Here is a 25885-nt window from a genome sequence, read left to right as displayed (position 1 = left end):
TCACTCCCAGAAGGTTCCGTCAGGATCTGTGCGGCAGTGTCGGCCGTCAGGTCGTGGTGCCTTCCGCGGCCGCCATCAATCATCCGTGCGGCTCCGGCCGTATGAGGCCCGAATTGCAGAAGGACGGCGATCGAATGTCAGGCGCACCCGGATACGTGCACATTTCCCAGCGCAACCGTGCCAACGGTGCCGCTGCCATGCGAGCCAGCGGCATGACCGGCCGTGGAGCGGTCGGCGAACCTTCCGACTACCGCTCCTTGCGTGCCATGAACCCTTCCACGCCTATCGCACAGCCCGAGGCCAGCTCGTCGATCCGCCCCACGGCGGCCGACAACGAGGCGCGAGGGTTCGTCCTGTACGTCGGTCTCAACGAAGACGTCGCTGCACAGAACGGCACGTCCTTGGTCCGCATGGTCCAGGACATCCGGGCCTACGCTCAGACCCTGGTCCCTCAGGCCGAGTCCTACGCCGCCGTCGCGATTGCCCCGGCGGGTGCCGAAGGATCCGACCTCGACGTCGTTCGTGACGCCTTGGGTGACCCCACCGCGCCGAAGAGCCAGGCCGAAGCCGTTCCGGCGGGCCACGCTCCCGCCCCGGAGTCGAAGCCCAGCCAGCCCGCCGGCGTCCTGATCGATCTGTCGAGGCGCGAGGTCTTCCTGGACGGTGATTTCCTCAACCTCACGTACAAGGAATTCGAGCTGCTGAACTACTTGGTCGAGAATTCGAATCGCACCGCCGGTCGCGAGGAATTGCTTGACGCCCTGTGGCGCGACGCGGACGAAACGCCGAATGAGCGGACGATCGACGTCCACATTCGGCGGTTGCGTTCCAAGTTGGGACGCTTGTCCAATACCGTTCGTACCGTGCGCGGACAGGGCTACCGCTTCTACGAGCACCCGGAGGTCGTCGTCTGGGCGGCCCCCGAGTATTCGATCTAGCCTTCGAACAATCGGCAGGGGCCGGGAAGTGCCACACGGTGCCTCCCGGCCCCTGGTGTGTCCCAGGACGACGCCGTTCCGAGTCGCCTGGTTTGTAGACTTGGCCCATGAGTGCGCTGACCGACCCCCGTTCCCAGGCCAAGACCTTGATGATCATGCGTCACGCGGAGGCCGACATGCCCTGGGGCACGAGCGACTTCGACAGGCCCCTCACGCCGAGCGGGCACAGGGACGCGCCACGAGTCGGTCGCTGGATGCTCGAGCATGGGGTGGTCCCGGAAATGATCGTCTCCTCGTCGGCTCTCCGGACCCGTCAGACCTGCACCTGGGTTTGCGACGAGCTGGGGGAGAAGGCACCGACCGCGAGTCTGGAGGACCGGCTCTACAACGCCCCGACGCGTGAGTTGCTGTCGGTGATCGGCCGGACCCCGGAGACCGTCCACTCCCTCCTTGTCATCGCACATTATCCGGCGGTCCAGGACGCCGTCCTTTCGCTCGCGTCCTCGGACTCGGACTATGAGGCGACGATGGGGATTTCTTCCGGTTTTCCTCCCGCGGGGCTTGCGGTGCTGAGCACGGACAAACCCTGGGCGGCACTGGACGGTGCGGACGCGGTATTGCGGTTCTTCATTGATCGTTGATACCTTCCGTACTGAGGCCTCCAACGGGCCTGCGGACGAGGGAGCAGTACCCGCACCACGACAAGACTGACTCGAAGGAGGAAGATTGTCGTGGCATGGCTAGTGCTTGTTGTCTCAGGCGGACTGGAGATGGTGTGGGCGGCGGCGCTCTCTGCGTCCCATGGCCTGCGCCGGTGGAAGCCCGCCGTTCTGTTCGTCGTCGCGATGGTCGTGAGTCTGGCCGGCCTGTCCTACGCGATGACATCGATTCCCGTGGGTACCGCTTATGCCGTCTGGGTCGGCATCGGCGCGACGCTCACCCTGATTTGGGGCTTGGTCACGCGCCAGGAAAAAGCCAGTTGGGGCCGTATCGGCCTGCTCGGGCTGCTCATCGTTTCCCTCGTCGGTCTGAAGGTGGCGAGCTGATCATGGCATGGATCATTCTTTTGGCCAGCGCCGTCTTGGAGGCCGTCTGGGCCACCGCCCTCGGGCGGTCGCACGGGTTCAGTGAGCTGGGACCGACTCTGGTCTTCATTGTCGCCATTGTCGGGAGCATGGCCGGTCTTGGAACAGCGCTCAAGAGCATTCCCATCGGCACGGCCTACGCCATCTGGACAGGCATCGGAGCGGCACTCACCGTGATCTACGGGATGGCGACCGGCGATGAGTCGGTGTCGGCTCTCAAGGTGCTCTGCATCGTCGGGATCGTCGGGGCAACGGTCGGGCTGAAGTTGGTTCCGTCCGGACGGTCCAAATCCGCGGATCGACCAAGTACCACAGAGGTTGCCGAAACATCCCGGAGTCGTGGCGCTCCCTGACGATCGTCAACGGTGAGCTACTGTGCTCGGGGCCGAGGCGGCAATGTTGTGCGATTTTCGGCGCGAGGTGGCAGATTCGGGACGAAAACCCCGTGAATTGTGCACGAGGTTGCCACCTCGGCCACGCGCTTGCACGAGGTTGCCACCTCGGTGGTTCTGATGGATCGTACTCGTGTCCAACCCGCTCGGTAATCAGAGTGACCAAGCACCTCGACCACAAAGAAACCCCCTGGGTCGCCGGTGTTCCGGTGACCCAGGGGGTTTCCCCTTGGCGGAGACGGGGGGATTTGAACCCCCGGTCGGGTTTAACCCCGACCCTTCATTAGCAGTGAAGTCCATTCGGCCGCTCTGGCACGTCTCCACGATGTTCGCGGGATACGTCGACGTCACAGACGAAGTAACCACGGAACAGCCTTAACAGCGTACCGACAACAGCGGGTGCCGGTCAAAAGGGGCATCGTGCGTGGCAGTACCCTGGAGATCATGGCAAGAACTCAACGCATCGTGATCATCGGCGCCGGACCGCGCGGGCTCTCTGTGGTGGAGAGGCTGGCAGCCCACGCGGCGGTCCGTCCCGAGAAGAACCTTGACGTTCACCTGGTCGACCCTTTCCCTCCGGGGGCGGGGCACGTATGGCGCAGTGATCAATCGCGCCTGTTTCTCATGAACACGCCCTCCTTCTTCCCGACCGTCGTGCCCTCCGATGCGACGTTGTCCGTGGCCGCCGCGGACGGGTCGTGCCCTCGGCCGTTACCGGCAGTTCGCGGGCTGACATTCGAGCAGTGGCGCCGCCAGGTCGCCGACGACGCCTCATTCCCGTTGATCGGGCTCTCGGACGACGACGTGCGAGAAGCCCGAAACCTGGGCCGAGAAGGATTCCCGTCCCGGAAGATCTACGGCACATACCTCTCGGACGTTTTTGCCCGGCTCCGCGCCGACCTGCCGAAAACCATGGCACTGACCTATCACGCCCAGGAAGCCGTTCGCATCGGTCATGGCGAGAAGAACACCGGTCGCCCCTACTTGGTGGAATTGGGGGACGGCGTGATCCTCTCTGCGCACTCCATCGTTCTCGCCGTCGGGCACACAGACGCCAAATTGCGCGATGACCAGCAAGACCTCATGGAATTCGCGGCCAGACGACGGCTGCACTACTGGCCACCTGCAGTCCCGGCCGACGTCCACTGGTCCGCGCTTCCCGAGGGAGAGAACGTGCTGGTCAGGGGGATGGGGCTGAATTTTCATGACGTCCTGGCCCAATTGACCGAAGGGCGTGGCGGCCGGTTCGACAGGGACCAGCACCACCCGAACCGGTTGCTCTACACCCCGAGTGGTCGTGAACCGATGGTTTGGGCGGGGTCCCGACGCGGCACCCCGTACCGTGCGAAAGCGGTTCTGGATTCCTATTACCCGCGGTCCACGGACAACAAGTTCTTCACCAAGGCGGCTGTGGATCGAATCCAGCAGTCCGCGAGGTCCGAAGAGCGTGAGATCGACTTCGAGATCGATTACTGGCCCCTGATCCGTCGTGACGCCCAGTGGAACTATTACCGGACTCTCGCGAGGACCAATCCCGAGGCGATCGCCGGCGAGACTGACGAGTTCTTGACCCGAGTCGACGCGATTCTTTCCGATACCGCGCACGCCGCCTGGTGGAACGAACTGGATCGACTCGTTTCCGACAGGGTCGAACGGAAATTCGTGTTCACTCCGGAACGGTTGTCGCGACCCTTCGACGGGGAGAGTTTCCAATCGCACGAAGAGTATGCGGCCGCCGTCGTGCACTTCCTGGACCGCGACGTCGCCGCCTCCTTCGACGGCGAGGAGAGCCCCCTCAAGATGGCCATCGGCTCCATGAACCAGGCTCGTGCGCTGGTCAAATACGCCGTCGCGAATCGAGGCATTTCGGACGAGTCGTGGATTCGTGGCCTCGAAAGGAAATTCGGCGGCCTGGTCGAGGGGTTGGCGTCCGGTCCACCCGTGCTGCGCATCCAACAGATGGCCGCCCTGGTGAGGGCCGGCGTCGTGCGTTTCCTGGGGCCCGATCCGGTATTCACTGCGGATGAGGATGCCGGGTGCTTCATCGCTTCGTCCCCCTGGGTCCGGGACGAGCCGGTGCATTCGTCGTGGCTCGTGGAAGCGCTCGCTCCTGCCAACGATGTTCGCGTGACCACTTCTCCGCTTCTTGGTCGTCTTTTCGAAGACGGACTGGCCAGGCCGTGGCAGATGCACTTGGCGGATTCCCCGGCCCCGGTGCCGGCGAAGGGTCTGGACGTCACGACGCCGCCGTACCGGGTCGTCAGGGCGGACGGGGAAACCGAACCCGGGATCTTCGTGCTGGGGTTGCAGCTGTCCTCCGCGCAGTGGGGCACCGCGATCGCGGCCGAGGCCGACGCCGACCTCGGCCTCGGATCGAGTACTGTCGCGGACTCGAACCGGGTTGCCGGGGCTGTCTTCGGTTGAAATAAGCCCCGGCTCACACCCGCCGGCCCTGGACGAAAAACAGTTTCTCACCAGGCCTTTTGGGCAGGTGCGGCGAGTGAGAGCATGGGGGTGAGCCGCGGCGGACCGACAGGCCGCGGTCGCCGGCTGGCGCGGAGTCAGCCCGCTCGTGTTCCTTCGAGGAGGCGTTTCATGGGCACCACAATTCGACAGCAGCATTTCCTCGAGTCAGCAGGGCTCGCGGGGCGAGTCAAAACCGACTCGCCAAGGAGCGCAATCAACGCCGATTCCGGCAGCATGGCATGGCCCGATGGTGCGTCGTGGGTGATTGGTTCCGCGAACGTCAGGAGGGTTGTGTGATGTCCACTCTCGAATACAGCGCATCCGACAGTCGGTCCTCCACGAGGGAGGTCCCGCGCACCCGGGGCCGGATCGTGGTCAGTTGGCTCACGTCAACGGACCACAAGACCATCGGCTACATGTACATCATCACGTCCTTCACGTTCTTCCTGCTGGCGGGAATCATGGCGTTGATCATGCGCATGGAGCTGTTCGAGCCCGGGATGCAGATCCTGGAGACCAAGGAACAGTTCAACCAGCTGTTCACCATGCACGGCACACTCATGCTGCTGATGTTCGGCACACCGCTGTTCGTGGGGATGGCCAATGTCATCGTGCCTCTGCAGATCGGTGCCCCCGACGTCGCCTTCCCGCGGCTCAACGCCCTGGCGTTCTGGTTCTTCCTCTTCGGCTCGCTGGTTGCGCTCGCCGGATTCATCACCCCACAAGGCGCGGCGGCCTTCGGGTGGTTCGCCTACTCACCGCTGAGTTCCGCCACGTACTCTCCGAGCGTCGGTGGTGACCTGTGGGTATTCGGCCTCGCGCTCCAGGGCTTCGGAACCATCATGGGCGGTCTCAACTTCATCACCACGATCCTTTGCATGCGTGCCCCTGGGCTCACGATGTGGCGTGTTCCCCCATTCACCTGGACGGCCCTGGTCACGGCGATCCTGATCATCATGGCCTTCCCGCCGCTCGCGGCCGCGCTGTTCGCCCTCGGTATGGACCGGAGGCTCGGCGGCCACATTTTCGACGCCGACAACGGTGGTGCGATCCTGTGGCAGCACCTCTTCTGGTTCTTCGGACACCCCGAGGTCTATATTCTGGCCCTGCCCATGTTCGGCATCGCCTCCGAAATCATTCCCGCTTTTTCCCGGAAACCGATCTTCGGGTACAAGGGCCTGGTCTACGCGACCATCGCGATCGGGGCGCTGTCCGTCACCGTGTGGGCCCACCACATGTACGTCACGGGCTCCGTCATGCTCCCGTTCTTCGCCTTCATGTCCATGATGATTGCGGTCCCCACGGGTGTGAAGTTCTTCAACTGGATCGGCACCATGTGGCAAGGTTCCCTCACCTTCGAAACGCCCCTGTTGTGGATCTTCGGCTTCCTGCTGACCTTCCTGTTCGGCGGCGTCACCGGGATCATCCTCGCGGTTCCCCCACTGGATTTTCAGCTCTCCGACTCCTACTTCGTGGTGGCCCACTTCCACTACACGGTCTTCGGCACGGTCGTGTTCTGCATGTTCGGCGGCCTCTATTACTGGTGGCCGAAATTCACCGGCAAGATGCTCAACGAGCGTCTGGGCAAGATCCACTTCTGGATGCTGTTCATCGGATTCCACACCACCTTCCTGATCCAGCACTGGCTGGGCGTGGACGGTATGCCTCGCCGTTACGCGGACTACATGCCGGAGGACGGATTCACCTGGATGAACCAGTTCTCGACCGTGGGCGCCATGATCCTGGCGCTGTCGATGTTGCCGTTCTTCTGGAACGTCTACATCACCACCCGCAATGGCAAGAAGGTCGAGGTCGACGATCCGTGGGGCTTCGGGAGCGGACTCGAGTGGGCGACGTCGTGCCCGCCGCCTCGCCACAATTTCACGGCCCTGCCCAGAATCCGTTCAGAGCGCCCGGCCCTGGACCTGCACCATCCGGAGCTGTCCACCAACCAGGACGTGGCCTCGGCAGCCCGCAGAGCGGCTACCATCAACAACTAGGACGACGACCCGCACACGCCACCGCATGAGGGCGAGCGTGTCTCGGGGGAAGGACTGGGTTTGGGCGCAATGGCCGCACTGTCGGAGATCTGGGGCTTCGGGACGGAAGCCAATATCGGCGTGACATCGAGTTTGCTCCTGACCTCTTTCGTCCTGTCCAGCATCATCGGGCTGGAGCGCCAAGTGAGGCAGAAGCAGGCTGGTCTCCGGATGATCGTGCTGGTCGGCACCGGATCCGGGCTGTTCACCATCGTCTCCGGGTACGGATTTGCCACGGTCCTCGGATCCGATGTGGACCTGGACCCCTCCCGCATCGCGGCCCAGATCGCCTCGGGGATCGGCTTTCTCGGCGCCGGGGTGATCTTCACGCGCAAGAACCTGGTGCGGGGGCTGACCACGGCGGCGTCGATCTGGGTCACCGCCGCTGTGGGCATGGCCGCGGGAGCCGGGATGCCGTGGATCGCTGCCGAAGGAACCCTTCTCTATCTGGTCGCGACGACCGTCCTCACGCCCATTGTCACCCGCCTTCCGGGCGCCTCGGACCGCAAAGTGCTCCGGGTCGTCTACGTCGATGGGCAAGGCGTCCTGCGGGACATCCTCTCGGAGACGACGTCGATGGGATACACCGCGCAGATCGAATCCACCGAGAGGACAGCGGACAAGGTCATGGTCAGTGCGCGGTTCAGGGGCCGTCCGCCCCTGCAGTCCCTGGTGGCGACCTTGACCGAATTGCCCGGTGTGGTCAGCGTGCGCACGTCGCAGGACGCCGACGACGAACAGGATGACGAGGACTAGCGTTCTCCTCCGGCCGAGCCCTCTCGCCGAGAGGCGCTGACGGCCAACCTTCCAGCACTCTCACACAATCTTCTGCGTGTGCTGTGGAGCACAGTGGATGGTGCAGCATTCACCACCTGGGAAGGTTCTCATGTCGGAGAAAACCTCGGGGCTCAGTACCCGTCACCTCTCCACCGGCTCACTGGTCTTCATGATCATCGCGGCCTCGGCGCCGCTGACCGTTCTGGCCGGCGGCGTCCCGACGAGCTTCGCCGTGTCCGGCCGGCTCGGTGTTCCGGTGACCTACGTGGTGCTCGGAATCCTTCTGATGCTCTTCGCGATCGGTTACGGCGCCATGAGCGGACATATTCAGAACGCCGGTGCGTTCTACGCCTACATCACCGAGGGCCTGGGCGGACGGCAGGGTATTGGCGCCGCCGTCCTGGCCCTCGTCGCCTACAACATGATGCAGATCGGTTTGTACGGTTTGTTCGGATTCTCGCTGGCAACCGTTCTCACCGCATGGACCGGGGTGTCGGTGCCTTGGTGGGTTGCCGCGCTCCTGGGCTGGGCCCTCGTGGGGGTGCTGGGCACGCACAGCGTGGATCTTTCGGCCAAGGTGCTGGGTGTGCTGGTCAGCCTGGAATTCCTGATTGTGATCGTGGTGGGTGTGCTCGGGCTCCGGACGGCTCCGGAGGGTGTCTCCCTGGAGGCCCTGCGTCCGGGTGATTTCTTCACCCAGGGAATCGGCGTCCTTTTGGCCTTCGGTGTCGCCGCCTTCATGGGGTTCGAATCCGGGGCGATCTACTCGGAAGAGGCCAAGGACCCGCGCCGCACCGTCTCGCGGGCAACCTTCATTGCTGTCGGCGTGATCGCGGTGTTCTATGCCTTCTCTGCGTGGACTCTTGCCATGGGCGTGGGTCCCAGTGCAATCAACGAACAGTCATCGGAACTCGGCCCCGACCTGTTGTTCGTGTGGCTGGCGAGCATCTCGCCCGCGCTGTCCGAATGCGCGAACCTCCTGTTCATCACCAGCCTCTTGGCCGCTCTCATTGCTTTCCACAACGCCGCGGCAAGGTACTTCTTCGCGCTCGGCCGGTCGGGGGTCCTGCCGCACAAACTGGCCTTTTCCGGGTCCACCGGTGCCCCAGTGGCCGGGTCCGTGACGCAATCGATTCTGGCGCTGATCGTCGTGGTCGGCTTCGCCGCGGTTGGCGCGGGATCTTCACTAGGAAAGATGTTCCCCATCGTCACGCTCTTCACCTGGCTGACCAACGCGGCCGCTTTCGGTCTCGTATTCCTCCTGGCCGTCACCTCCGTCGCGATTCTCGTCTGGTTCGTGCGCCACCCCAGGGGCCACGGCGTGATCACGCGCTGGGTTGCCCCTGCCCTTGCCGCCGTCGGGCTCGGCACGGTGGCGGCGCTCATCCTGGTGAACTTCGACCTGATGATCGGCTCGGACCAGCCTTCGGCACTGGTCTTCGTCATGCCGGGAATCATCATCGCGTCGGGTGTCTTCGGCCTCGTCTGGGGCGAAATCATCCTCCGCCGGCGCCCCGACGCGGGGCTCGCGACCAAGGGCATCGATGCCGTCCCCAAGCGTCCCGCTGACCCCGATCCTTCTCACACCAACGCACCGCAGGAAAGGACACTCTCATGAGCAACCCGCATATCGTCGTCGTCGGGGCCGGATTCTCCGGTTTGGTGGCGGCCCGCGAGCTCCAAACGGTGGGGTTCGACGTCGACGTCGTGGAGGCACGCGACCGCGTCGGCGGGCGAGCCTGGACCGACGAACGCATGGGGCACACCCTCGAAATGGGCGCGACCTGGGTCCATTGGATGCAACCGCACGTGTGGAGCGAGATTACGCGGTACGACCAGGGCATCTACCCGAGCCCGTTCGCAGACCAGGCCTACTGGGTCACCGGTGGCGAGGTTCGTACGGGTACCGAGGAGCAGATCGATGGCCTGATGGCGCGAGCCATGAGCGCGATCTTCGAGGGTTCCAGGGAATTCTTCCCCAATCCCCACGATCCGCTGCACGTTCTGTCCGACGACTTCGCCGGGCCCGACGAGGTCCGCGAACGGTTCCTCGCCGCAGATCGGACCAGCGTCCTGGACATCCTTCGGGACGGGGACTTCACCCAGGAAGAGATAGATCTGTGCGACTCCTACTGGTCGGCCGGGTACATCGGTGATCCGAATCGGGGGTCGTCGCTCATGGCCAAGCAATGGGCCGCACTCTCGGACCACCGTCAGTCCCTCATGGACGACCAGACCCTCCGATTCAAGCTCACGAACGGGATGAAAGGCATCTACCAGAACATCGCCGACGACCTGTCCTGCCCGGTGCGAATGAACACGGCGGTCAGCGCGATCCGCCACGACGAATCCGGGGCCACGGTAACTCTGGAGGGCGGGGAGACCATCTCGTGCGATGCCGTGATCGTGACCGTGCCTGTGGGAGCACTGGGGAATATCGATTTCGAGCCCGCTCTTCCGGCCGGCATGAGGACCGTGATCGAAGAAGAGTGGAACTCGACCGGATTCAAGATGTGGATCAGGATCAAGGGCCACCACAACATTTTCGGGTACGCTCCGACGCCCTCGACGGGAGCTCTCCTGCGCAGCGAATACTTCCTGCCTGACGGGGACACGATCTGCGTGTGCTTCGGGTCCCAGCACGACCGGGTCGAGCTGGACGACCCGGCATCAGGTCAGAGGATCGTCGACCAATGGCGGCCGGATCTCGAGGTCGTCGACTGCACCGGGCACGACTGGGTCGCAGACACCTGGAGCGGGCAGGCGTGGGCGACGCTCAAGAAAGGGCAATTCACGAACGGTTGGCATCGGTTCCACGAGACGGGGACGCGTCTGCGCTTCGCGGGGGCCGACTGGGCCAAGGGCTGGCGCGGCGTCGTCGTGGACGGGGCCATCGAAATGGGGCTGTCGACGTCGAGGCGTTTGATCCGCGAACTCTCGTGAACCCACCCAAACCAGGGGGGGGCGTCGCCGCCTGCACACGTAGCCAGGACTCGGCAAAAGCGTGCCCTACTTCGCCGAGGCCTCAGCGAGGATCGCAGCCCATCGGACCAAGTCCTGGGGGCGACGGAGCACGATCATGTCAGGCGAAGCCGGATCAGCCTCCAACCGGGGGATCTCCGTCCGTGGCCTGTTCCGGGATTGCCACCACCACCAGATGATCGAGTCCCGAGAAAACAATTGCCGCCATGACTCGCGATTTCCATTGCAGGCTTGCTCCCTCAAGAGCACGCGTCGGAGCGAACGGGAGAGCAAACGGCTCAGCGTCACTCGGTGAGAGTAGGCGAGATAAACGATGAGGTCCGTTCGGGAGAGGACTATCTCTTTGCATTCGTTCCCCAAACCGGCCATTACCCAGCGTCGGTGGGAAACGATGGATTCAGCCCGACGTCGTTGTTCTCTCGGGCTCCGATGGGTCCAAGCCGCCTCACTGGCAGCTGCCCAGAGGACATGATCGTCGAAATCGAAAGGTTCTGCGGAAATGGCGGTGGCAAGTTGACGCGTCGCGGTGGACTTGCCACTTCCAGAGACGCCCAGGACAAGTATTCGGTCGGGGGTCAGCAGGCTCATGACGGCTTCCTCCAGGCAATGGGCATTCTCTTCCGCGCTTCACCACCGAGTGGCCGGGCGGACGAGGTTCGGGGAAAGCCGAGGACGATATCTGACTTCCGGATGTCTTCTTGAGAGACCGGTGCGGACGTCGTCCGAGCGCTGATGGCATTACCTCGCATCGAGGCCCGACACGGGGTCGCCGTCGATCATCGGAATGAGGGGAAGGAAAGCCCCCGGGTCGTTGCTGTTGCAATGACCAGAGGGCTCTCATATTGCGGAAGCTATGGGATTTGAACCCATGGTGCGGGGTTGCCGCACACCGGTTTTCAAGACCGGCTCCTTAGGCCGCTCGGACAAGCTTCCCTGCGTTCAGGTTGCCCGCCTAGACTGGCGAGCGATCCGCGACGCGATTGCCAATATTACATCGCCGTTGTGGCATGTCCAAGGTTTCGACTCCGTTGGAAGGCAGGTACAGGATGAAGGCCGTTGTCGAGAACGAACACGGTGGACCGGAGGCGCTCCGCATCACCGAGGAGCCGACACCAGAGGTGGGCCCGGACGATGTGTTGATCGAAGTGAGCGGTGCCGGGCTGAACAGGGCGGACACCGTGCAGCGGAAGGGCAAGTACCCGCCGCCAGAGGGCGCCTCGAACGTGTACGGACTGGAGGTGTCCGGGACGGTCGTCCAGCTCGGAGAGGAAGCCGCCCGAACGTCGTTCCTCAAGGAAGGCCACAAGGTCGTCGCGCTGTTGGCCGGGGGAGGGTACGCGACCCAGGTCGTGGTCAACCAGGCACAGGTTCTCCCTGCCCCCGCGGGAATCGACCTGGTCGACGCCGCGGCCCTGCCGGAGGTCGGCGCGACCGTCTGGTCCAACCTGTTCGGGCCCGGAGGTCTCAAGCCGAACGGTCCGGAGCAGAAGGACGGCGAGCAGTCGGTGCTGGTCCACGGGGGAACCGGCGGCATCGGTGCCCATGCCGTGCAACTGTGCCGCGCCCTCGGCTACCACGTGTTCACCACGGTCGGGAGCCAGGCCAAGGCGGACTGGGTGCGCGACCTGGCCTCCCGACAGGAGGAAGCCAACGCCCAGAAGACCAAGCCCCGCCGACTGGGAAACCTCGAGATCATCAACTACCGCGAACAGAATTTCGCGGACATCATCGAGAAGGAAACAGACGGCGAAGGGGTGCGGGCGATCCTCGACGTCGTCGGCGGAAAGTACCTCGAGGACAATGTGGCCTCGCTCGGCCTCAACGGTCTGCTGACCGTGATCGCCGTCCAGGGCGGACCGTCTGGCGAGTTGAACCTGGCGACCCTCATGTCGAAACGGGCCACGGTTCGCGGGACCACGTTGCGCGGCCGCACCTCGGAGCGAAAGGGGGAGATCCTGCGCGACATGGCCGGCACGGTGTGGCGGATGATCGCGGACGGTCTCATCGATCCAGCCGTCGAGCGCCGCTTCGCTCTCGACGACGTCCAGGCCGCCCACGAGTACTTCGATTCCGGCGAGCAGCTGGGCAAAACCGTATTGGTGATGAATTGAAATAAAGAAATCGTGACTGCCGCCATGTGCCATGATGATCTGAGTCGCAAACATCACTCAGACATCGAGGCAATGGAGGCTCACGATGGGTAGCACCGCATCTGCCCGGTCGGTCGAAAGACCCCCGGAACCCGCCGACGAACACCCGGCCAACCACGTGGACCCGGACGTCCTGGAGAAGGAACATTCCACCTGGACGTGGAAGAAGATCGTGGTGTGGGTGCTGATCGCCCTCGTCGGCGGGTTCAGCTGGGTCATGGTCGCTCTGGTCAGGGGCGAGACGGTCAACGGAATCTGGTTCGTCTTCGCCGCGGTGTGCAGCTATTTCATCGGCTACCGCTTCTACTCGAAGTACATCGAGAACAAGCTCCTCAAACCCAATGACAGGCGCGCGACCCCGGCGGAGTACAACGAGGACGGCAAGGACTACATGCCGACCGACCGCCGGGTCCTCTACGGGCACCACTTCGCGGCCATCGCGGGCGCCGGCCCCCTGGTCGGTCCGGTCCTTGCAGCGCAGATGGGGTACCTGCCGGGAACCATTTGGATCATTGCCGGCGTGATTCTCGCCGGCGCCGTCCAGGACTACCTGGTGCTGTTCTTCTCGATGCGTCGTGGCGGCCGGTCCCTGGGCCAAATGGCCCGGGAGGAACTCGGCGTCGTCGGCGGATATGCGGCGATCGTGGCCACTCTGGCCATCATGATCATCATTACCGCGATCCTGGCGCTCGTGGTCGTGAATGCCCTGGGCGAGTCGCCCTGGGGCGTGTTCTCGGTCGGAATGACCATCCCCATCGCTCTTTTCATGGGCGTCTACCTGCGCTACATCAGGCCGGGGAAGGTCATGGAGGTCTCCGTGATCGGGTTCGTGCTGCTGCTCGCCTCAATCATCGTCGGTGGCTGGGTCGGCCACACCGAGCTCGGCATCCAGCTGTTCACCCTGGACCGGGTGAGCCTGGCATGGTTTGTCATTGTCTACGGTTTCATCGCAGCGGTCCTGCCGGTCTGGTTGTTGCTCGCACCGCGCGACTACCTCTCGACGTTCATGAAGGTCGGGACGATCATTCTGCTCGCTGTCGGAATCATCGTGGTCCGTCCGGAGATCTCCGTGCCGGCCTTCAGCGAGTTCGCCTCCCGGTCTGACGGACCGGTGTTCTCGGGGTCGCTGTTCCCGTTCCTGTTCGTGACGATCGCCTGTGGTGCACTCTCCGGCTTCCACGCCCTGATCGCATCCGGCACGACGCCGAAGATGGTCGAGAAAGAACGTCAGACCCGGTTCATCGGCTACGGCGGCATGTGCATGGAGTCCTTCGTGGCGATCATGGCCCTCGTGGCAGCCATCACCGTGGACCGGGGGATCTACTTCGCGATGAACGCGGGCCCCGGCTCGACCGGCGGAACCGTGGAAGGCGCGGCGGCCTTTGTGAATTCGTTGGGTCTCACCGGTGTGGATGTTTCCCCGGATCAGCTTTCGGCGACCGCCCAAGGGGTGGGGGAGCACACGATCGTTTCTCGAACCGGCGGCGCCCCCACGCTCGCGGTCGGCATGGCCGGCATCATGCACTCGATGGTCCCATCGCTCAACCTCATGAGCTTCTGGTACCACTTCGCGATCATGTTCGAGGCCCTGTTCATTCTGACCGCGGTCGACGCCGGCACGCGTGTCTCGCGTTTCATGCTCTCGGACACCCTGGGCAACTTCATCCCGAAGTTCCGTGACCCCCATTGGAGGGTCGGCGCCTGGTTGACGACGGCGATCATGGTCGCAGGCTGGGGCTCGATCCTGATTCTCGGTGTCACGGACCCGCTGGGCGGTATCAACACGTTCTACCCGTTGTTCGGCATCGCGAACCAGTTGCTGGCCGCGGTCGGTCTTGCCGTCTGCCTGGCCATCGCGGCGCAGAAGGGCCGAATCAAATACCTGTGGATCATCGCCCTGCCGTTGGCCTTCGACGTCGTCGTGACCGTGACCGGTTCCTGGATGAAGATCTTCTCGAGCGACCCGAAGGTCGGCTACTGGGCCAACTACTCCGCGGCGAAGAAGGCCTTGGACTCGGGGGCCGAGAAGTTCGGCACCGCCAAGTCTCCCGCCGAGATCGAGGCGGTCGTCCGCAACACGTTCGTTCAGGGGACCTTGTCCGTGCTGTTCGTGGTGCTGACGCTGATCGTCGTCGTGGCCGCCCTGATCGTCACGATCCGGGCCATCAACGGCAAACGAGGCCGGGACCACGAAGACCCCTTCGTGGAATCGGCGTTCTACGCCCCGGCAGGGCTCGTGGCGACACCGGCCGAACGGGCGCTCGAGAAGGAATGGTCGGATTACCGGTCCCGGGCCAAGGAGCCCGCATCGGCCGGGGCATCCGAGCGATAGCCCGCGGAAAGGAGCGAACACCATGTCCGCAGCACATCACCTGGTCAGGAGGATTCGTCGCTCGGGGCTCGTCCGGTTCGCGTCCGGCGTCCTGGGAGCGGACAAGTACGAGCGCTATCTCGACTACCACCGCCGGCACGGGTGCTCGGAACCGCCCATGTCGGAGAAGGAATATTGGCGTTCCTTGACGGATCACCAGGAGGCCAACCCCGGCGCACGGTGTTGCTAGGGAGTTGTGTTGGTGGCGGCCCGAGCGGTCTCGGGGCGTCCGGGCAGCCGGGCGCCTCGAGAGGCTAGGCAACCTCGAAGGTCGTGAGGTACCGCCGGATCCGCTCGTTGGAGGACGCGAAGAATTCGTCGGGGGAGCCGTCGAAACCGATGGAACCGTTGTCGAGGAACAGGACGCGGTCAGCGACCTTCTTCGCGAACTGGATGTTGTGCGTGACCACCACGAGTGAGCGCTTTTCCTCCGCCAGATCGACCAGCACCTTGATGACCTCCGCCTCCAGTTCCGGGTCGAGAGCCGAGGTCGGTTCGTCGAACAGGAGGTAGTCGGGTGCGATGGCCAGCACCCGGGCAATCGCGACACGTTGTTGCTGACCGCCCGAGAGGTTGTCCGGGTACTCGTTGAGCCGATCGCCCAACCCGACCTTGCCGAGCAGCTCCCTGGCCCGGGACTCGGCCTCGGCGGCGGAGAGTTTCCCGTTCAGGACCGGTGGCAGGGACACATTCTTCAGCACCGACTGGTTGGGGAACAGGTTGTAGCCCTGGAACACCATGGCCGAATGCTTGCGGATCGACCGGATGCGGGAATCCGACAACGTCGATCCGAACTCGACCCCGTCCTCATTGATGCGCAACGACCCCGATTCGGGCACCTCGAGCAGGTCCATGACCCGCAGAAGGGTCGATTTGCCCGATCCCGAAGGGCCAAGGATTACGGTCGTCTCTCCTTCGCGGACTTGGAGGTCCACGTCGTCCAGTACGGTGTTGTCCCCGAAGGACTTGGACACATTCTTCAACTCAAGCATTGGTGCTCCTGATGTAGCGCGACGAGGCCTTCTCGACCCTGCCCTGGATCAAGGACAGAACCGTGAAGATCACGAGGTAAATCACCGCAACCTCGATGTAGAGCGTCAGCGGCTGGAAATTCGTTGCCGCGATCTGGCGGCCGACCTGGAAAACATCGGACAGCGTGATGACCATGACCAGCGACGTTCCCTTGACCAGGTCGATCAGGTCGTTGCCGAGGGGCGGGAGCGCGATCCTCATCGCCTGTGGGGCGACGACGTGGCGCAGGGTCTGCCAGCTGGTCAGGTTCAAGGTCTTGGCCGCCTCGAGCTGACCCCGTGGAATGGACTGGACCGAGGCTCGGAGCGTCTCGGCCGCGTAGGCCCCGGTATTGAAGGTGAAGGCAATGATCGCTGAGGTCCATGCCGAGAGCGTGATTCCGATAGCGGGCAGACCGTAGAAGATGATGAACAGTTGCACGAGGATCGGCGTTCCACGGAACAGCCAGACGTAGAACCGAGAGATCCATTGCAGGATCCTGATCCGGCCCATGCGCATCGCGGTCGCGATGACGGCGACGACGAGGGCCAGGACGAAGGCGATGATGCTCAGCGGGATGGTGACCTTGATCGTCGCCATCAGCAACTGGGGCAGTGACTGTGCCCAGAGATTCAGAGTTTCGTTCATGATTTCGCTTCGCTCACGAGGTCGAGGACTGGGGAGTCAGGTCGGTTCGGACGTACTTCTCGTAGATCTTCTTGAGGTCGCCGGCGTCGATGTGCTTGTTCAGAGAATCATCGATCGCCTGCTTGAGCTGCGTCTGGCCCTTGCCCATCAGGACGGCGGCCTGGGACGGTTCGCCCAGGTCGCCATCCAGGAGTCGAAGGTTGTGGTCCGGCCGCTGGTCGAAGAAAGCCTGGAAGGTCACGAAATCGTTCCCCGTCATGTCCACGCGCCCGAAGGAGACGAGCATGGCGGCTTCGTCGAAACTGGTCACGGGTACCAGGGTTGCGCCCTCATCGGCCATTTGCTGACCAAAATTGGAGGTTTCCGTCTGTCCGGCGGTGTGTCCCCGGATTTCGTCGGTGGACTTCAGTTTCGAGTCCTTCGCGACGCCGACCTTGCCTCGGCTCTCGGCGTAGGGGACGGAGAAGTCGAACTTCTTCCTGCGCTCGCTCGTCGCCGAGATGTTGTTGATGATGATGTCGTAGCGCCCGGCGTCGACGCCCGCGATGAGCGAGTCCCACTGCGTCTCGACGTACTGTGGCTCGACGCCGAGATCGGCGGCGATCAGGTCCCCGATCTCCTTCTCGAAGCCGACGAGCTTGCCGCCGTCGTGGTAGCCGTACGGGCGGAAGGTCCCTTCCATGCCGATCCGAAGCTTGCCCTTGTCCCGAATGCTCTGGAGGCCGGTTCCCGACGTCGCGGCGTCGTCGCTCTTCTCATCCGAGGAGCACGCGGCCACGAGCGCTCCGAAAGCGCCCAGGCCGACGAGCCCCAGCGCGTGGCGACGAGTGGGTAGAGCTGTCATCGTCTTCCTTCCGGCCTCACGCGGCATCCAGTGCGCCGATGAGATCGGAGACCAGGTCCTCCGGGTCCTCGATGCCCACCGCAACGCGAACCAGATGGTCCGGTATCTCCGCCGTCACGAGGTCTTCCTCCGAGTATGCGCCCTGAGTCATGCTCGCGGGGAGGCACAGCAGGGATTCGATTCCGCCGAGGCTCACGGCGAAGCCGAAAACTCGGAGCGCGCCCAGGAACGCGCGGATGTCCTTGCCTTCCGCGATTTCCATCGAGAAAACAGCGCCGGGGCCGTCCGCCTGCTTCTCCTGGATCTCGGATTCTTCGGTGCTGAACGAACCGGGTGTATGGATCCGGGAGACGGCCGGGTGCTCGCGCAGGGCATCAATGACGCGACGGGCATTGTCCTGTTGCCGATCCATGCGCAGCGCCAAGGTCTTGACGTTCTGGATCAGGCGGTACGAATCGATCGGGGAGAGGACCCCGCCCGAAATCAGCTGGGCCTTGAACAGCTCCTCGGCCAGGGCGTCGTCGTCGGTCGAGGCGACGCCGCCCAGCAGGTCACCGTGCCCGGCCAGGTACTTGGTGGCCGACTGCACCGTGATGTCGGCACCGTGTTCGAGCGGGCGCTGCAGGTAAGGGGTCAGGAACGTGTTGTCGACAACCAGCAGGGCCCCGTGCCGGTGCGCCAGATCGGCCGCGCGACGAATGTCAGCCACGCGCAGGGTCGGGTTCGCGGGCGTCTCGAGGAAGACCATCGCGACAGAGTCGTCGAAGTCCTCGTCGGTGAGCGCATTGGGATCCGGGACGAAGCGGTGCTCCACGCCGCGTTTGGGCAATTCGATGGTCGCGAAACGGTAGTTGCCGCCATAGACCGGCAAGGACATGAGGACGGTATCGCCCGCGTGGAGGGTTCCGAGTGCAGCGGCGGTCGCGGCCATACCGGTCGCGAACAAGAAGCTGTGCCCTGCGTTCTCGAGGGTCGCGAGCGTGCGCTGGGCATCGTCGCGCGTGGGGTTCCCGCCGCGCTGGTACTCGTATTCTCCCTCGCCGCCCTCGGTGGGCTGGAGGAACGTCGACGCCGCGTGGATCGGCGGCGTCACGGCACCCTGGTGGATGCCTTCGAGCGCATGAATGGTGCGGGTCGTGAAACCGGCCATAGTCGTGCACACCTTTCGGAGGTCTGGAAAGCCATTGGTCTGACAGCTCAACGGCCGGGCAGTGCTGGAAAATTCCTTGAGGGATGAAGAGGGTTGACTGTATGACGCCGCGTTGCGTTTCACTGGGAATCCCCCGCACTCGACCTGCACGGATCCCGCGGCAGTGCCCGTTCCGGCGATGTGGTCTGTGAATGTTCTGGACAAGTGCGGTGAGGGATTGGATATCGCACGCTGAAGTGACAGGGTGTCAATAAGTCGCCGGTCCTGTATTCTGGTGAGGTGCACCTAACCCGGTGACTGAGGCGTGCGAGAGGAGGGATCGTGGGACTCAAGGACTTTGTCCAAGGAAGGCGCGATTCTGCCGACATGGGGCAGGGCGTCTGGCGCCGGGCCCATGATCGTTTCCGTCGTGGCCTCGATCGTTTCCATCAGATTCTCGAGCGCGTGGACGATGAGACCTCGCTCGAATCCCTGATTCCTTCCGCCAACAGGCTTGCCGATCTCCTCCCCGAGGTCCGCGCCGTGGCGGCCGGGGCGCACCGTCTTGCACCGAGCGAGTCGACCGATGTGCCCGCCTCGCCCGACGGCCATTACGCGGACCTCCACCGCGCCCTGTCCAAGGCCGGAAATTCCCTCGCCCTCTGCGCGGAAGCGCTCGCCATGATGCGGTGCGACGGCGCGTGCGCGGGCGGCTGCTCCAAGACGGAGTCCGTCGAACGGCGCGTCGTCACGGTCGAGGAACAGGTGGCCGAGGCCGCAAGGATCCTCCGAGTCGCCCAGGGGCCGGGTGCCCCGATGGAGACATCGTCGAACGACGACGGCATCTCCGCAGCCTAGTCATCCCTCCGGGTTGCTGTGAACAACGGCAAGGTGGGGCGGGGTATCGCCTAAAATTGGTGTCGCCCATTCCGCATCGACCTCGAGGGAACCACCATGACAAGGTCTCGTGCGCTCATCGGCGCCGTCTTTCTGCTTCTCGCCACCGTTTTTCTGTCCGCCTGCGGCGGGGGCAGGACCGCGATACCGGAGCCACCCGCCCACGGGAATGTCCTCGACCAGGCTGACGTGCTCAGCGACGATGACGAACGGGTTCTGAACCAACGGATCGACGAACGCAATGCGCATACTGACGGCGCCCGTGTTGCGATCCTGACGATCGACGGCGTCGACGGCGACTGGGAGGACTGGACGAGAGACGCCGCCGAAAGCTGGGGAATCGGGGACAAGGGCAAGGACAACGGCATTCTCATTGCGGTCGATACGGATGAGAGGGTCACACGGATCGAGGTTGCCGACGGCGCTCGCGAAACCTTCACGGACGACGACGCCTCGGCCGTCACCGAAAACGTTCTGGAGCCTGCTCTCGAGGACGACCACTACGCCCAGGGTCTGACGGACGCGACCCGGGCCATCTACGACGACGTCCAGGGGATCTCTTCCCCGGGCAAGGAGCAAGGGTTCTGGGAGAAGAACGCGTTATACCTTGCCCTGGGAACGATCCTGTTCCTGTTGCTCGTCGTCGTCCTGCTCTATCAGTACCGCAAGCGCAGGATGTACCGGAAGGCCGACCGCGAAATCAGCGAATACCTGAGGGAGAATCCCGGGGCGGAGGTCGAACCGGAGACCCGTCAGGCGTTCCGGACGTACAGGTTCAATCATCCGCGGCGGCCCGGGGACGAGGATGAACGTGAGCGTCGCCGTGAAGAGGCGAGACGGAACGGAGAAGAGCTCGACCCGAAGGACGACCCCCAGGTCTTCACCCAGTACGCGCCCACCTTCGGCGCGTGGTTGCCGCTCTATGCGGCGTCGCCGACACTGTATTCGGGCTCAGGAACGCACCCCTCGAGTGGGAGCGCGTCGAGCGGGACATCCTTCGGCGGTGGCGCCGGATTCAGCGGCGGAGGAGCCACGGGCAGTTTTTGAGGGCGCCTGTTGTCGCTCGCGTTCACGGTGGAGAGCGGGCGGGGAGCTCGATGCGAGCGGGTGCGTCGCCGTCACGCGGAGGCCAAGCGTCGTCGTCCTGGGGGGGCGAGCCCGTTCTGGGGCGAGCCGGTGGGTTGCGCCCGGGCGGGTTACTCCTGGTGTCGCACGTGGTCGATGACCTTCATCATCGACGCGTGCAGCGCCTGGAGCTCTTCCTTGTCCATCCCGAGTCTCTCCATCATGATGCCCGGTATCTTCTCCGCTTCGCGGCGAAGGCTCCGCCCACTCGGGGTCAGCGCGATGTCCAGCGAACGGTTGTCCGTTCCGTTGCGTTCGCGGGTGATGTAGCCCTGGGCCTGCAAGCGTTTGAGCAGCGGTGACAGGGTCCCCGAGTCGATGCTCAAGCGCTCGCCCAAATCCTTGACCGACGCCGGGGAGTGCTGCCAGAGGGCGAGCATGACCAGATACTGCGGGTGAGTCAGATTCAACGGTTCGAGCACGGGGCGATACGCCGCGATCACGCTGCGTGACGCCAATGAAATGGCGAAGCAGACCTGGCTTTCGAGGGCCAGCGGGTCCTCGGACGGAAACTCTTCGTGATCCATTCCTCGCGCTCCCTGTTCTGATGACGACCGGTTGCTTGCCGGCCGCAATAAATTCTAAGCGGTTCCGCCCCAGCATATAGTTTGCGTACAATGAATTTGTGTACAAACTATTGGAGGAGTTCCGATGACCGATGCGTCGCGCGATGACGAGTTCACGTTCATGTTCCGTCTCAAGAACCGGGCCGTCAGGACTCTCCTGATCTTCGTCGGCCCGGCCCAGGGCAGCTCGCAGAGCGATCCGCGTCAGCGTCTCAAGAGGGAATACGAACGAAGGAAAGCCCTCCACGAGCAGCGAGAGAACGACGGGCAGGATGGTGCGCCGAGCAACGAGACGCGCGGCGGCAACCACGAGGGAGAATAGCCCCGCAGGGCGTCGATCCGCAGAGAACCGCGAGGGTCTAGATCAGTTTGTTCTGCCGCGCCTTCGAAATTGCGGCGGTGCGATTCTCGACGTCGAGCTTGTCGTAGATGTGCACCAAGTGGGTCTTGACCGTAGCCTCCGAGATGAACAGCTTCTTGGACAGTTCTCGGTTGCTCAACCCCGTGGCCAACAGGCGCAGAATCTCGGTCTCCCGATCGGACAGCCTCTGCTCGGGCTTCTGCATGCTGGCGAGGAGGGCCGCGCTGACCGCCGGGGCCAGGGTGCTCTTGCCGGCCGCGGTATCGACGACGGCGCGTCGCAGGGTCTCCGGCGGCGCATCCTTGAGGAGATACCCCAGTGCTCCGGCGCGGACGGCCGCGACGATATCGGCCTGAGTGTCGTACGTGGTCAGAATCAGTACCGGAGGCCCCTGCATCTCCTTGAATTTCGCCGTGGCGGTGATGCCGTCCGTGCCCGGCATCTGAATGTCCATCACCACCAGGTCGATCGAGTTCTCGGTCCCTGCGTGGGATTCGGCGATTCGCAGCGCGGAACCGCCGTCGCCCGCCTCTGCCACGACCACGACTTCCTCGAACCCGTCCAGCAGAGCACGCAACCCGGCCCGGACCACGGGGTGGTCGTCCACCAGAAGAACCTTGATCCGGGATGTCATCGTTCTCCTCCCTCGGGCGAGGTGGTTGGGGCCGAGGTCGTTGGGCCAGAGGTGGTTGGCGCCGAGGTCAGCGGGATCCGCACGCCCACCACGGTTCCCTCTCCCGGCGCCGAGTCGACGGAGAGGCTTCCGCCCAGCGTTTCGAGCCGACGGCGCAGACCCAGGAGGCCGTAGCCGCCGGCGACGTCGCCCTCGGTTGCGGCGTCGTCCTCCGCACGGGACGCGGAGGTCGCGGAGGATGCGGAGGCTGCGGGGTCGAAACCGCGGCCATCGTCGTAGACGTCCAGGGCGACGTCGGCGTCCCACACCGCCAGGGTGACCACGGCAATGTCCGCGCGGGCGTGCTTGACCACGTTGGCCAGGCCCTCCTGGGCCGCGCGCAACAGGGCCGAGGCTACCGTCTCGGGAAGCCCGGACGGATCGGCGCCCTCCGTGCGCAGGGTGCAATGCAGCTCTCCGCCTTCGGCCGCCGCCCGTCCCTGCGTCCGCTCGCACGCGGATTCCAGCGCAGAGACCAAGGACTGCCCCAACGCGGGAGAGGACAGGTCCCTCACAAACCGCCTCGCCTCCTCGAGGTTGTCGGAAGCGGTGTCCTGAATCGTGCCGATCCGGGAGCCGACCTCGTCGAGTCGCCCACCGGTGAGACTCGCGGAGGCTGCCCGCGACATGAGGACGATCGAAGACAGGCCCTGCGCCACCGTGTCGTGGATTTCCCGGGCGAGCCTGTCCCGCTCCTCCATGCGTCCGGCCTGGTGCTCCTTCTCGGCGAGTTCGGCCTGGGCCATGCGCAGTGCCTCCGCGACACGCTGGTGATGGAGCGCCTCGTGGTGCAGCGCGCGGTACGCCGTCGAAATCACGATGGCCAGACCCGCACCCAGGAGGGGGCCGAGGAAGGACCCCGGAGAGAACCGGTCCAGCTGATCCGCGCTCGCGAGCTGCCACAGGGGCACGAGCGAGGAGAGCGCCCACAGGATCCCGACCGCAATCACCCCATGCCACAGCCGGAGCAAGTGCAGGTATAGGAACATCAGGGGAAAGACGACCCACACGAAGTTTGCCGAAATGAGGAGAAGAGCGATCCAGGCGAGCGTCACGCAGGTCAGCCACCAGCCCGCGAACCGCCGGGGGGTCGACGCCGTGGTGACGCGTCCCGATCGCCGTGCCCGGGCGTACCGGTTCTCCCACACGGTGCCGATGAGATACACCGTCCCCATCAGCAGCACGGTGGCCACCGCGCAGATCTTGGGGGCCGGATTCGGGGTGTCGGAGCTGCCGACGAGATAGCGAATCAGGCCGAATCCCAGAAGGAACGCGAACATCACGTGCAAGGCGATGCGCAGAGTCTGCAGAACGCGACTCGGGGCGTCTCGAGGCTCGAGGGATTGGGCTGAACTCACAGGATTCAGCCTAGCGGTGAGCCGGTCGAGGGGGCATCAACCGAATGGTTGATCGAAGGTTCGTCCATCCTTGCGATGTGCGCGCGAGGCCGGCCCGGAAGAGTTGGTACCAACGAAATCCACAGGAAAGGAACCGCGATGTTCGTCGGTATCAGAGACGTTTTCTACGCCAGGGGGAGGTTCGCCCTGATCGGGTCCGTGGTCGGCCTGATCACGCTCCTCCTGGTCATGCTCACGGGTCTCACGGGTGGTCTGGCATCCCAGAACACCTCGGCCCTCACCTCGATCAATCCCGACCGGTTCGCCTTCGGCGCGCCCGCCGCCGGGGGCTCCGGAAACTCGGGGAGCTCCGGGGACGCCGGCAAGGACGCCAAAGTTGATTTCTCCGCCTCGCAGATCACCGAGTCCCAGGCTGACCGGTGGAAGCACACCGACGGCGTCGATTCCGCCGTCCCGGTCGGATTCACCCAGACGCAGCTCTCCGCGGACAGCACCGCGGGCGTGGCCGTCGTCGGCGTCCCGGACGAGTCGGGCCTCGTGGGACACGCTGCCGGCAAGGCCATCGACGGTTCGGCCGATCCCGGGCAGGGCGACGTCGTCGTGTCCCAGTCGATCGCCGACGACCAGGGTGCCGGTGTCGGCGACGAGGTGAGCATCTCGGGCCAGAAGTTCACGGTCAGCGGCGTGGTCCCCGACGAGTACTACAGCCACAGTCCGGTGGCTTGGGTCGACACCGCTGCCTGGCAGAGTATCGCGCACGTCCCCTCCACGGGCGACGACGCCGTCGTCGGAACCGCTATGGCCCTCAACGGAGACCTGGACAAGAATGCCTGGAACGACGCCGCCCAGACGTCCGGGACCGTGGTCTCGAAGGTCAAGGATTCCTTCTCGGGTCTGCCTGCCTATTCGTCGGAGCATTCGTCGTTGCTGACCATGCAGGCCTTCCTCTACGGCATCTCTGCCCTGGTCACCGTGTCGTTCCTGACGGTGTGGACCATTCAGCGGACGCGTGACATCGCGATCCTCCGTGCCCTCGGTGCCGGCGGACGATACCTGATCAAGGACGCGGTCGGTCAGGCCGGCATCGTGCTCGCGGTCGGTGCGGCGCTCGGTCTCGGGCTCGGCGCCGGACTCGGCTGGTTGGCTCAGAACGGAGTCCCATTCCAGCTCAGCGCGGGAACGACCCTGCTTCCCGCGGCGGGAATCTGGGTCCTGGGCATGCTCGGCTCGCTGGTCGCCGTTCGAAAGGTCGCAAAAATCGATCCCCTCATTGCTCTAGGAGGCAACTGATCATGATGGGTCACGTCGCAGAACACGCAACGAAAACAACCCGCTCAGGCCGTGGCACGGGTCCGGCCCTCGAAATACGCGACGTCGTTCTCGAATACCCGGACGGCACCACCGCCGAGGGCAAGCCGCGGACGGTGACCGCCCTGGATTCCGTGGATTTCCGCGCGGACCGCGGAACCATGACCGCGCTCGTCGGGGAATCCGGATCCGGGAAGTCGTCGCTGCTGGCGGTCGCCGGCGCCCTCGTCGAACCGACCAGCGGTTCGGTCCGGATCAACGGGAACGAGGCCGTGGGGCAGTCGGAGAAGACGCGGGCCGGGTTGCGGCGGGAGCAGATCGGCGTCGTCTTCCAACAGCCGAATCTCATCCCCTCGCTCACTGCCCGGGAGCAGCTGCTGGTCGCGGAGCACGTTCGCGGGCTGCGCGGCGCGCGGCTCAAGGAAAAGGCCCGTGCCGCCGACGCTCTCCTGGAGCGTGTGGGACTGGAGGGCGTGGGGGACCGGCGACCCCACCAGCTCTCGGGCGGTCAGCGGCAGCGCGTCAACATCGCCCGGGCGCTCATGGGAGATCCGGCCCTGCTCCTGGCCGACGAACCAACCTCCGCCCTGGACCACGAGCGCTCCCGGGAAATCGTCGATCTCTTGCGGGAGGTCACGCGGGAGTTCGACGTCGCGACCGTGATGGTCACGCACGAAACCGACCTGCTGGACTCCGTGGACGCCACGGCCACGATGCGGGACGGCCGACTCTCCTGAACGGTTGGGGCGAGGGGGGGGATAGGGG

The 25885-nt window shown here is 64.4% G+C and carries 23 protein-coding genes, 2 tRNA genes, 1 pseudogene and 1 riboswitch; of the genes and pseudogenes, 17 read left to right on the top strand and 9 right to left on the bottom strand.

Annotated elements, in window-relative coordinates:
- The first annotated feature begins 134 nt into the window (after positions 1 to 134).
- The 4 genes from EWU68_RS10240 to EWU68_RS10225 all read left to right on the top strand — a co-directional run bounded on the left by EWU68_RS10240 (position 135) and on the right by EWU68_RS10225 (position 2376).
- The gene (locus EWU68_RS10240) at positions 135 to 938 is read left to right on the top strand and encodes a winged helix-turn-helix domain-containing protein (RefSeq protein WP_129316031.1); all 804 of its coding nucleotides are present in this window, start codon (positions 135 to 137) and stop codon (positions 936 to 938) included.
- A gap of 107 nt (positions 939 to 1045) precedes the next feature.
- Positions 1046 to 1579 carry a SixA phosphatase family protein gene (locus EWU68_RS10235; protein ID WP_193554051.1) on the top strand — a complete coding sequence of 178 codons (534 nt, stop codon included), beginning with the start codon at positions 1046 to 1048 and terminating at the stop codon, positions 1577 to 1579.
- Between the two features lie 10 nt (positions 1580 to 1589).
- Positions 1590 to 1655: riboswitch (guanidine-III (ykkC-III) riboswitch) on the top strand.
- 14 nt (positions 1656 to 1669) lie between these two features.
- Entirely contained in the window at positions 1670 to 1984 is a 315-nt protein-coding gene (locus tag EWU68_RS10230) for a DMT family transporter (RefSeq protein WP_129316030.1), read from the top strand.
- Between the two features lie 2 nt (positions 1985 to 1986).
- Positions 1987 to 2376: a DMT family transporter gene (locus EWU68_RS10225; protein WP_129316029.1), complete on the top strand. Its 390-nt coding sequence runs from the start codon at positions 1987 to 1989 to the stop codon at positions 2374 to 2376.
- Positions 2377 to 2645: 269 nt separating this feature from the next.
- Here the strand turns inward: EWU68_RS10225 and EWU68_RS10220 are convergent.
- A tRNA-Ser gene (locus EWU68_RS10220) sits at positions 2646 to 2737 on the bottom strand.
- Positions 2738 to 2859: 122 nt separating this feature from the next.
- On the opposite strand from EWU68_RS10220, the gene EWU68_RS10215 reads away from it, so the two are divergent.
- From EWU68_RS10215 to EWU68_RS10195, 5 genes are all read left to right on the top strand, one after another.
- Positions 2860 to 4839: an FAD/NAD(P)-binding protein gene (locus EWU68_RS10215; RefSeq protein WP_129316028.1), complete on the top strand. Its 1980-nt coding sequence runs from the start codon at positions 2860 to 2862 to the stop codon at positions 4837 to 4839.
- Between the two features lie 338 nt (positions 4840 to 5177).
- A complete protein-coding gene (gene ctaD / locus EWU68_RS10210) occupies positions 5178 to 6881 on the top strand; it encodes an aa3-type cytochrome oxidase subunit I (RefSeq protein ID WP_129316027.1) in 1704 nt (567 codons plus the stop codon).
- A 69-nt stretch (positions 6882 to 6950) separates the two neighbouring features.
- Positions 6951 to 7676 carry an MgtC/SapB family protein gene (locus EWU68_RS10205; protein ID WP_129316026.1) on the top strand — a complete coding sequence of 242 codons (726 nt, stop codon included), beginning with the start codon at positions 6951 to 6953 and terminating at the stop codon, positions 7674 to 7676.
- 130 nt (positions 7677 to 7806) lie between these two features.
- A complete protein-coding gene (locus tag EWU68_RS10200; RefSeq protein WP_129316025.1) occupies positions 7807 to 9315 on the top strand; it encodes an APC family permease in 1509 nt (502 codons plus the stop codon).
- Positions 9312 to 10640, top strand: coding sequence for an NAD(P)/FAD-dependent oxidoreductase (locus tag EWU68_RS10195; RefSeq protein ID WP_129316024.1), 1329 nt, complete (start codon positions 9312 to 9314; stop codon positions 10638 to 10640). Before EWU68_RS10200 ends, EWU68_RS10195 begins: the two co-directional genes overlap by 4 nt.
- A gap of 884 nt (positions 10641 to 11524) precedes the next feature.
- On the opposite strand, the gene EWU68_RS10190 is transcribed toward EWU68_RS10195, so the two are convergent.
- Positions 11525 to 11612: transfer RNA gene (locus EWU68_RS10190), tRNA-Ser, on the bottom strand.
- Between the two features lie 113 nt (positions 11613 to 11725).
- Between EWU68_RS10190 and EWU68_RS10185 the strand changes: the two genes are divergently transcribed.
- The 3 genes from EWU68_RS10185 (at position 11726) to EWU68_RS10175 (ending at position 15390) form a co-directional block, all read left to right on the top strand.
- A complete protein-coding gene (locus tag EWU68_RS10185) occupies positions 11726 to 12790 on the top strand; it encodes an NAD(P)H-quinone oxidoreductase (protein ID WP_129316054.1) in 1065 nt (354 codons plus the stop codon).
- A gap of 85 nt (positions 12791 to 12875) precedes the next feature.
- On the top strand, positions 12876 to 15161 hold the full coding sequence (locus tag EWU68_RS10180; protein WP_129316023.1) for a carbon starvation CstA family protein: 2286 nt from the start codon (positions 12876 to 12878) through the stop codon (positions 15159 to 15161).
- A gap of 22 nt (positions 15162 to 15183) precedes the next feature.
- On the top strand, positions 15184 to 15390 hold the full coding sequence (locus tag EWU68_RS10175; RefSeq protein ID WP_129316022.1) for a YbdD/YjiX family protein: 207 nt from the start codon (positions 15184 to 15186) through the stop codon (positions 15388 to 15390).
- Positions 15391 to 15454: 64 nt separating this feature from the next.
- Here the strand turns inward: EWU68_RS10175 and EWU68_RS10170 are convergent, their stop codons facing one another.
- The 4 genes from EWU68_RS10170 to EWU68_RS10155 are packed head-to-tail and all read right to left on the bottom strand — an operon-like array spanning position 15455 to position 18853.
- Entirely contained in the window at positions 15455 to 16192 is a 738-nt protein-coding gene (locus EWU68_RS10170) for an amino acid ABC transporter ATP-binding protein (RefSeq protein WP_129316021.1), read from the bottom strand.
- A complete protein-coding gene (locus tag EWU68_RS10165) occupies positions 16185 to 16859 on the bottom strand; it encodes an amino acid ABC transporter permease (RefSeq protein WP_129316020.1) in 675 nt (224 codons plus the stop codon). The genes EWU68_RS10170 and EWU68_RS10165 overlap by 8 nt, the downstream gene beginning before the upstream one ends.
- Positions 16860 to 16872: 13 nt before the next feature.
- The gene (locus EWU68_RS10160) at positions 16873 to 17703 is read right to left on the bottom strand and encodes a transporter substrate-binding domain-containing protein (protein ID WP_129316019.1); all 831 of its coding nucleotides are present in this window, start codon (positions 17701 to 17703) and stop codon (positions 16873 to 16875) included.
- Positions 17704 to 17719: 16 nt separating this feature from the next.
- On the bottom strand, positions 17720 to 18853 hold the full coding sequence (locus EWU68_RS10155) for a trans-sulfuration enzyme family protein (protein ID WP_129316018.1): 1134 nt from the start codon (positions 18851 to 18853) through the stop codon (positions 17720 to 17722).
- Positions 18854 to 19174: 321 nt separating this feature from the next.
- Here EWU68_RS10155 and EWU68_RS10150 point away from each other — a divergent pair, with 321 nt between their 5' ends.
- Positions 19175 to 19690: a dehydrogenase gene (locus tag EWU68_RS10150; RefSeq protein ID WP_129316017.1), complete on the top strand. Its 516-nt coding sequence runs from the start codon at positions 19175 to 19177 to the stop codon at positions 19688 to 19690.
- Positions 19691 to 19786: 96 nt separating this feature from the next.
- On the top strand, positions 19787 to 20776 hold the full coding sequence (locus EWU68_RS10145; protein ID WP_129316016.1) for a TPM domain-containing protein: 990 nt from the start codon (positions 19787 to 19789) through the stop codon (positions 20774 to 20776).
- A 149-nt stretch (positions 20777 to 20925) separates the two neighbouring features.
- Here EWU68_RS10145 and EWU68_RS10140 read toward each other — a convergent pair whose 3' ends face one another.
- Complete coding sequence (locus EWU68_RS10140) at positions 20926 to 21381, bottom strand: MarR family winged helix-turn-helix transcriptional regulator (RefSeq protein WP_129316015.1); 456 nt, start codon at positions 21379 to 21381, stop codon at positions 20926 to 20928.
- 124 nt (positions 21382 to 21505) lie between these two features.
- Here EWU68_RS10140 and EWU68_RS10135 point away from each other — a divergent pair, with 124 nt between their 5' ends.
- Positions 21506 to 21742, top strand: a complete 237-nt coding sequence (locus tag EWU68_RS10135; protein ID WP_129316014.1) for a hypothetical protein — start codon at positions 21506 to 21508, stop codon at positions 21740 to 21742.
- Positions 21743 to 21779: 37 nt separating this feature from the next.
- On the opposite strand, the gene EWU68_RS10130 is transcribed toward EWU68_RS10135, so the two are convergent.
- Both EWU68_RS10130 and EWU68_RS10125 read right to left on the bottom strand, forming a co-directional pair.
- Positions 21780 to 22415 carry a response regulator gene (locus EWU68_RS10130; protein WP_129316013.1) on the bottom strand — a complete coding sequence of 212 codons (636 nt, stop codon included), beginning with the start codon at positions 22413 to 22415 and terminating at the stop codon, positions 21780 to 21782.
- Positions 22412 to 23812, bottom strand: coding sequence for a sensor histidine kinase (locus EWU68_RS10125; protein ID WP_202976713.1), 1401 nt, complete (start codon positions 23810 to 23812; stop codon positions 22412 to 22414). Before EWU68_RS10125 ends, EWU68_RS10130 begins: the two co-directional genes overlap by 4 nt.
- A 138-nt stretch (positions 23813 to 23950) precedes the next feature.
- On the opposite strand from EWU68_RS10125, the gene EWU68_RS10120 reads away from it, so the two are divergent.
- On the top strand, positions 23951 to 25102 hold the full coding sequence (locus tag EWU68_RS10120) for an ABC transporter permease (protein WP_129316012.1): 1152 nt from the start codon (positions 23951 to 23953) through the stop codon (positions 25100 to 25102).
- A 173-nt stretch (positions 25103 to 25275) separates the two neighbouring features.
- Positions 25276 to 25857 (top strand): annotated as a pseudogene (locus EWU68_RS10115) (ABC transporter ATP-binding protein); the annotation flags it as partial.
- Positions 25858 to 25885 lie beyond the last annotated feature (28 nt).

The sequence above is a fragment of the Rothia koreensis genome, assembly GCF_004136575.1.
GTDB classification, from domain to species: Bacteria; Actinomycetota; Actinomycetes; order Actinomycetales; family Micrococcaceae; genus Rothia; species Rothia koreensis.
Note: the sequence above shows the minus strand (reverse complement) of the source record. Positions and strands in the feature narration are given on the sequence as shown.

Excerpts from the sequence above, each read along its gene's own strand:
- EWU68_RS10155 (WP_129316018.1), bottom strand. The coding sequence starts at position 18,853 with ATGGCCGGTTTCACGACCCGCACCATTCATGCGCTCGAAGGCATCCAC.
- EWU68_RS10170 (WP_129316021.1), bottom strand. The coding sequence starts at position 16,192 with ATGCTTGAGTTGAAGAATGTGTCCAAGTCCTTCGGGGACAACACCGTA.
- ctaD (WP_129316027.1), top strand. The coding sequence starts at position 5,178 with ATGTCCACTCTCGAATACAGCGCATCCGACAGTCGGTCCTCCACGAGG.
- EWU68_RS10165 (WP_129316020.1), bottom strand. The coding sequence starts at position 16,859 with ATGAACGAAACTCTGAATCTCTGGGCACAGTCACTGCCCCAGTTGCTG.
- EWU68_RS10240 (WP_129316031.1), top strand. The coding sequence starts at position 135 with ATGTCAGGCGCACCCGGATACGTGCACATTTCCCAGCGCAACCGTGCC.
- EWU68_RS10120 (WP_129316012.1), top strand. The coding sequence starts at position 23,951 with ATGTTCGTCGGTATCAGAGACGTTTTCTACGCCAGGGGGAGGTTCGCC.
- EWU68_RS10130 (WP_129316013.1), bottom strand. The coding sequence starts at position 22,415 with ATGACATCCCGGATCAAGGTTCTTCTGGTGGACGACCACCCCGTGGTC.
- EWU68_RS10160 (WP_129316019.1), bottom strand. The coding sequence starts at position 17,703 with ATGACAGCTCTACCCACTCGTCGCCACGCGCTGGGGCTCGTCGGCCTG.
- EWU68_RS10235 (WP_193554051.1), top strand. The coding sequence starts at position 1,046 with ATGAGTGCGCTGACCGACCCCCGTTCCCAGGCCAAGACCTTGATGATC.
- EWU68_RS10205 (WP_129316026.1), top strand. The coding sequence starts at position 6,951 with ATGGCCGCACTGTCGGAGATCTGGGGCTTCGGGACGGAAGCCAATATC.
- EWU68_RS10215 (WP_129316028.1), top strand. The coding sequence starts at position 2,860 with ATGGCAAGAACTCAACGCATCGTGATCATCGGCGCCGGACCGCGCGGG.
- EWU68_RS10145 (WP_129316016.1), top strand. The coding sequence starts at position 19,787 with ATGACAAGGTCTCGTGCGCTCATCGGCGCCGTCTTTCTGCTTCTCGCC.
- EWU68_RS10175 (WP_129316022.1), top strand. The coding sequence starts at position 15,184 with ATGTCCGCAGCACATCACCTGGTCAGGAGGATTCGTCGCTCGGGGCTC.
- EWU68_RS10225 (WP_129316029.1), top strand. The coding sequence starts at position 1,987 with ATGGCATGGATCATTCTTTTGGCCAGCGCCGTCTTGGAGGCCGTCTGG.
- EWU68_RS10185 (WP_129316054.1), top strand. The coding sequence starts at position 11,726 with ATGAAGGCCGTTGTCGAGAACGAACACGGTGGACCGGAGGCGCTCCGC.
- EWU68_RS10140 (WP_129316015.1), bottom strand. The coding sequence starts at position 21,381 with ATGGATCACGAAGAGTTTCCGTCCGAGGACCCGCTGGCCCTCGAAAGC.
- EWU68_RS10195 (WP_129316024.1), top strand. The coding sequence starts at position 9,312 with ATGAGCAACCCGCATATCGTCGTCGTCGGGGCCGGATTCTCCGGTTTG.
- EWU68_RS10200 (WP_129316025.1), top strand. The coding sequence starts at position 7,807 with ATGTCGGAGAAAACCTCGGGGCTCAGTACCCGTCACCTCTCCACCGGC.
- EWU68_RS10180 (WP_129316023.1), top strand. The coding sequence starts at position 12,876 with ATGGGTAGCACCGCATCTGCCCGGTCGGTCGAAAGACCCCCGGAACCC.
- EWU68_RS10135 (WP_129316014.1), top strand. The coding sequence starts at position 21,506 with ATGACCGATGCGTCGCGCGATGACGAGTTCACGTTCATGTTCCGTCTC.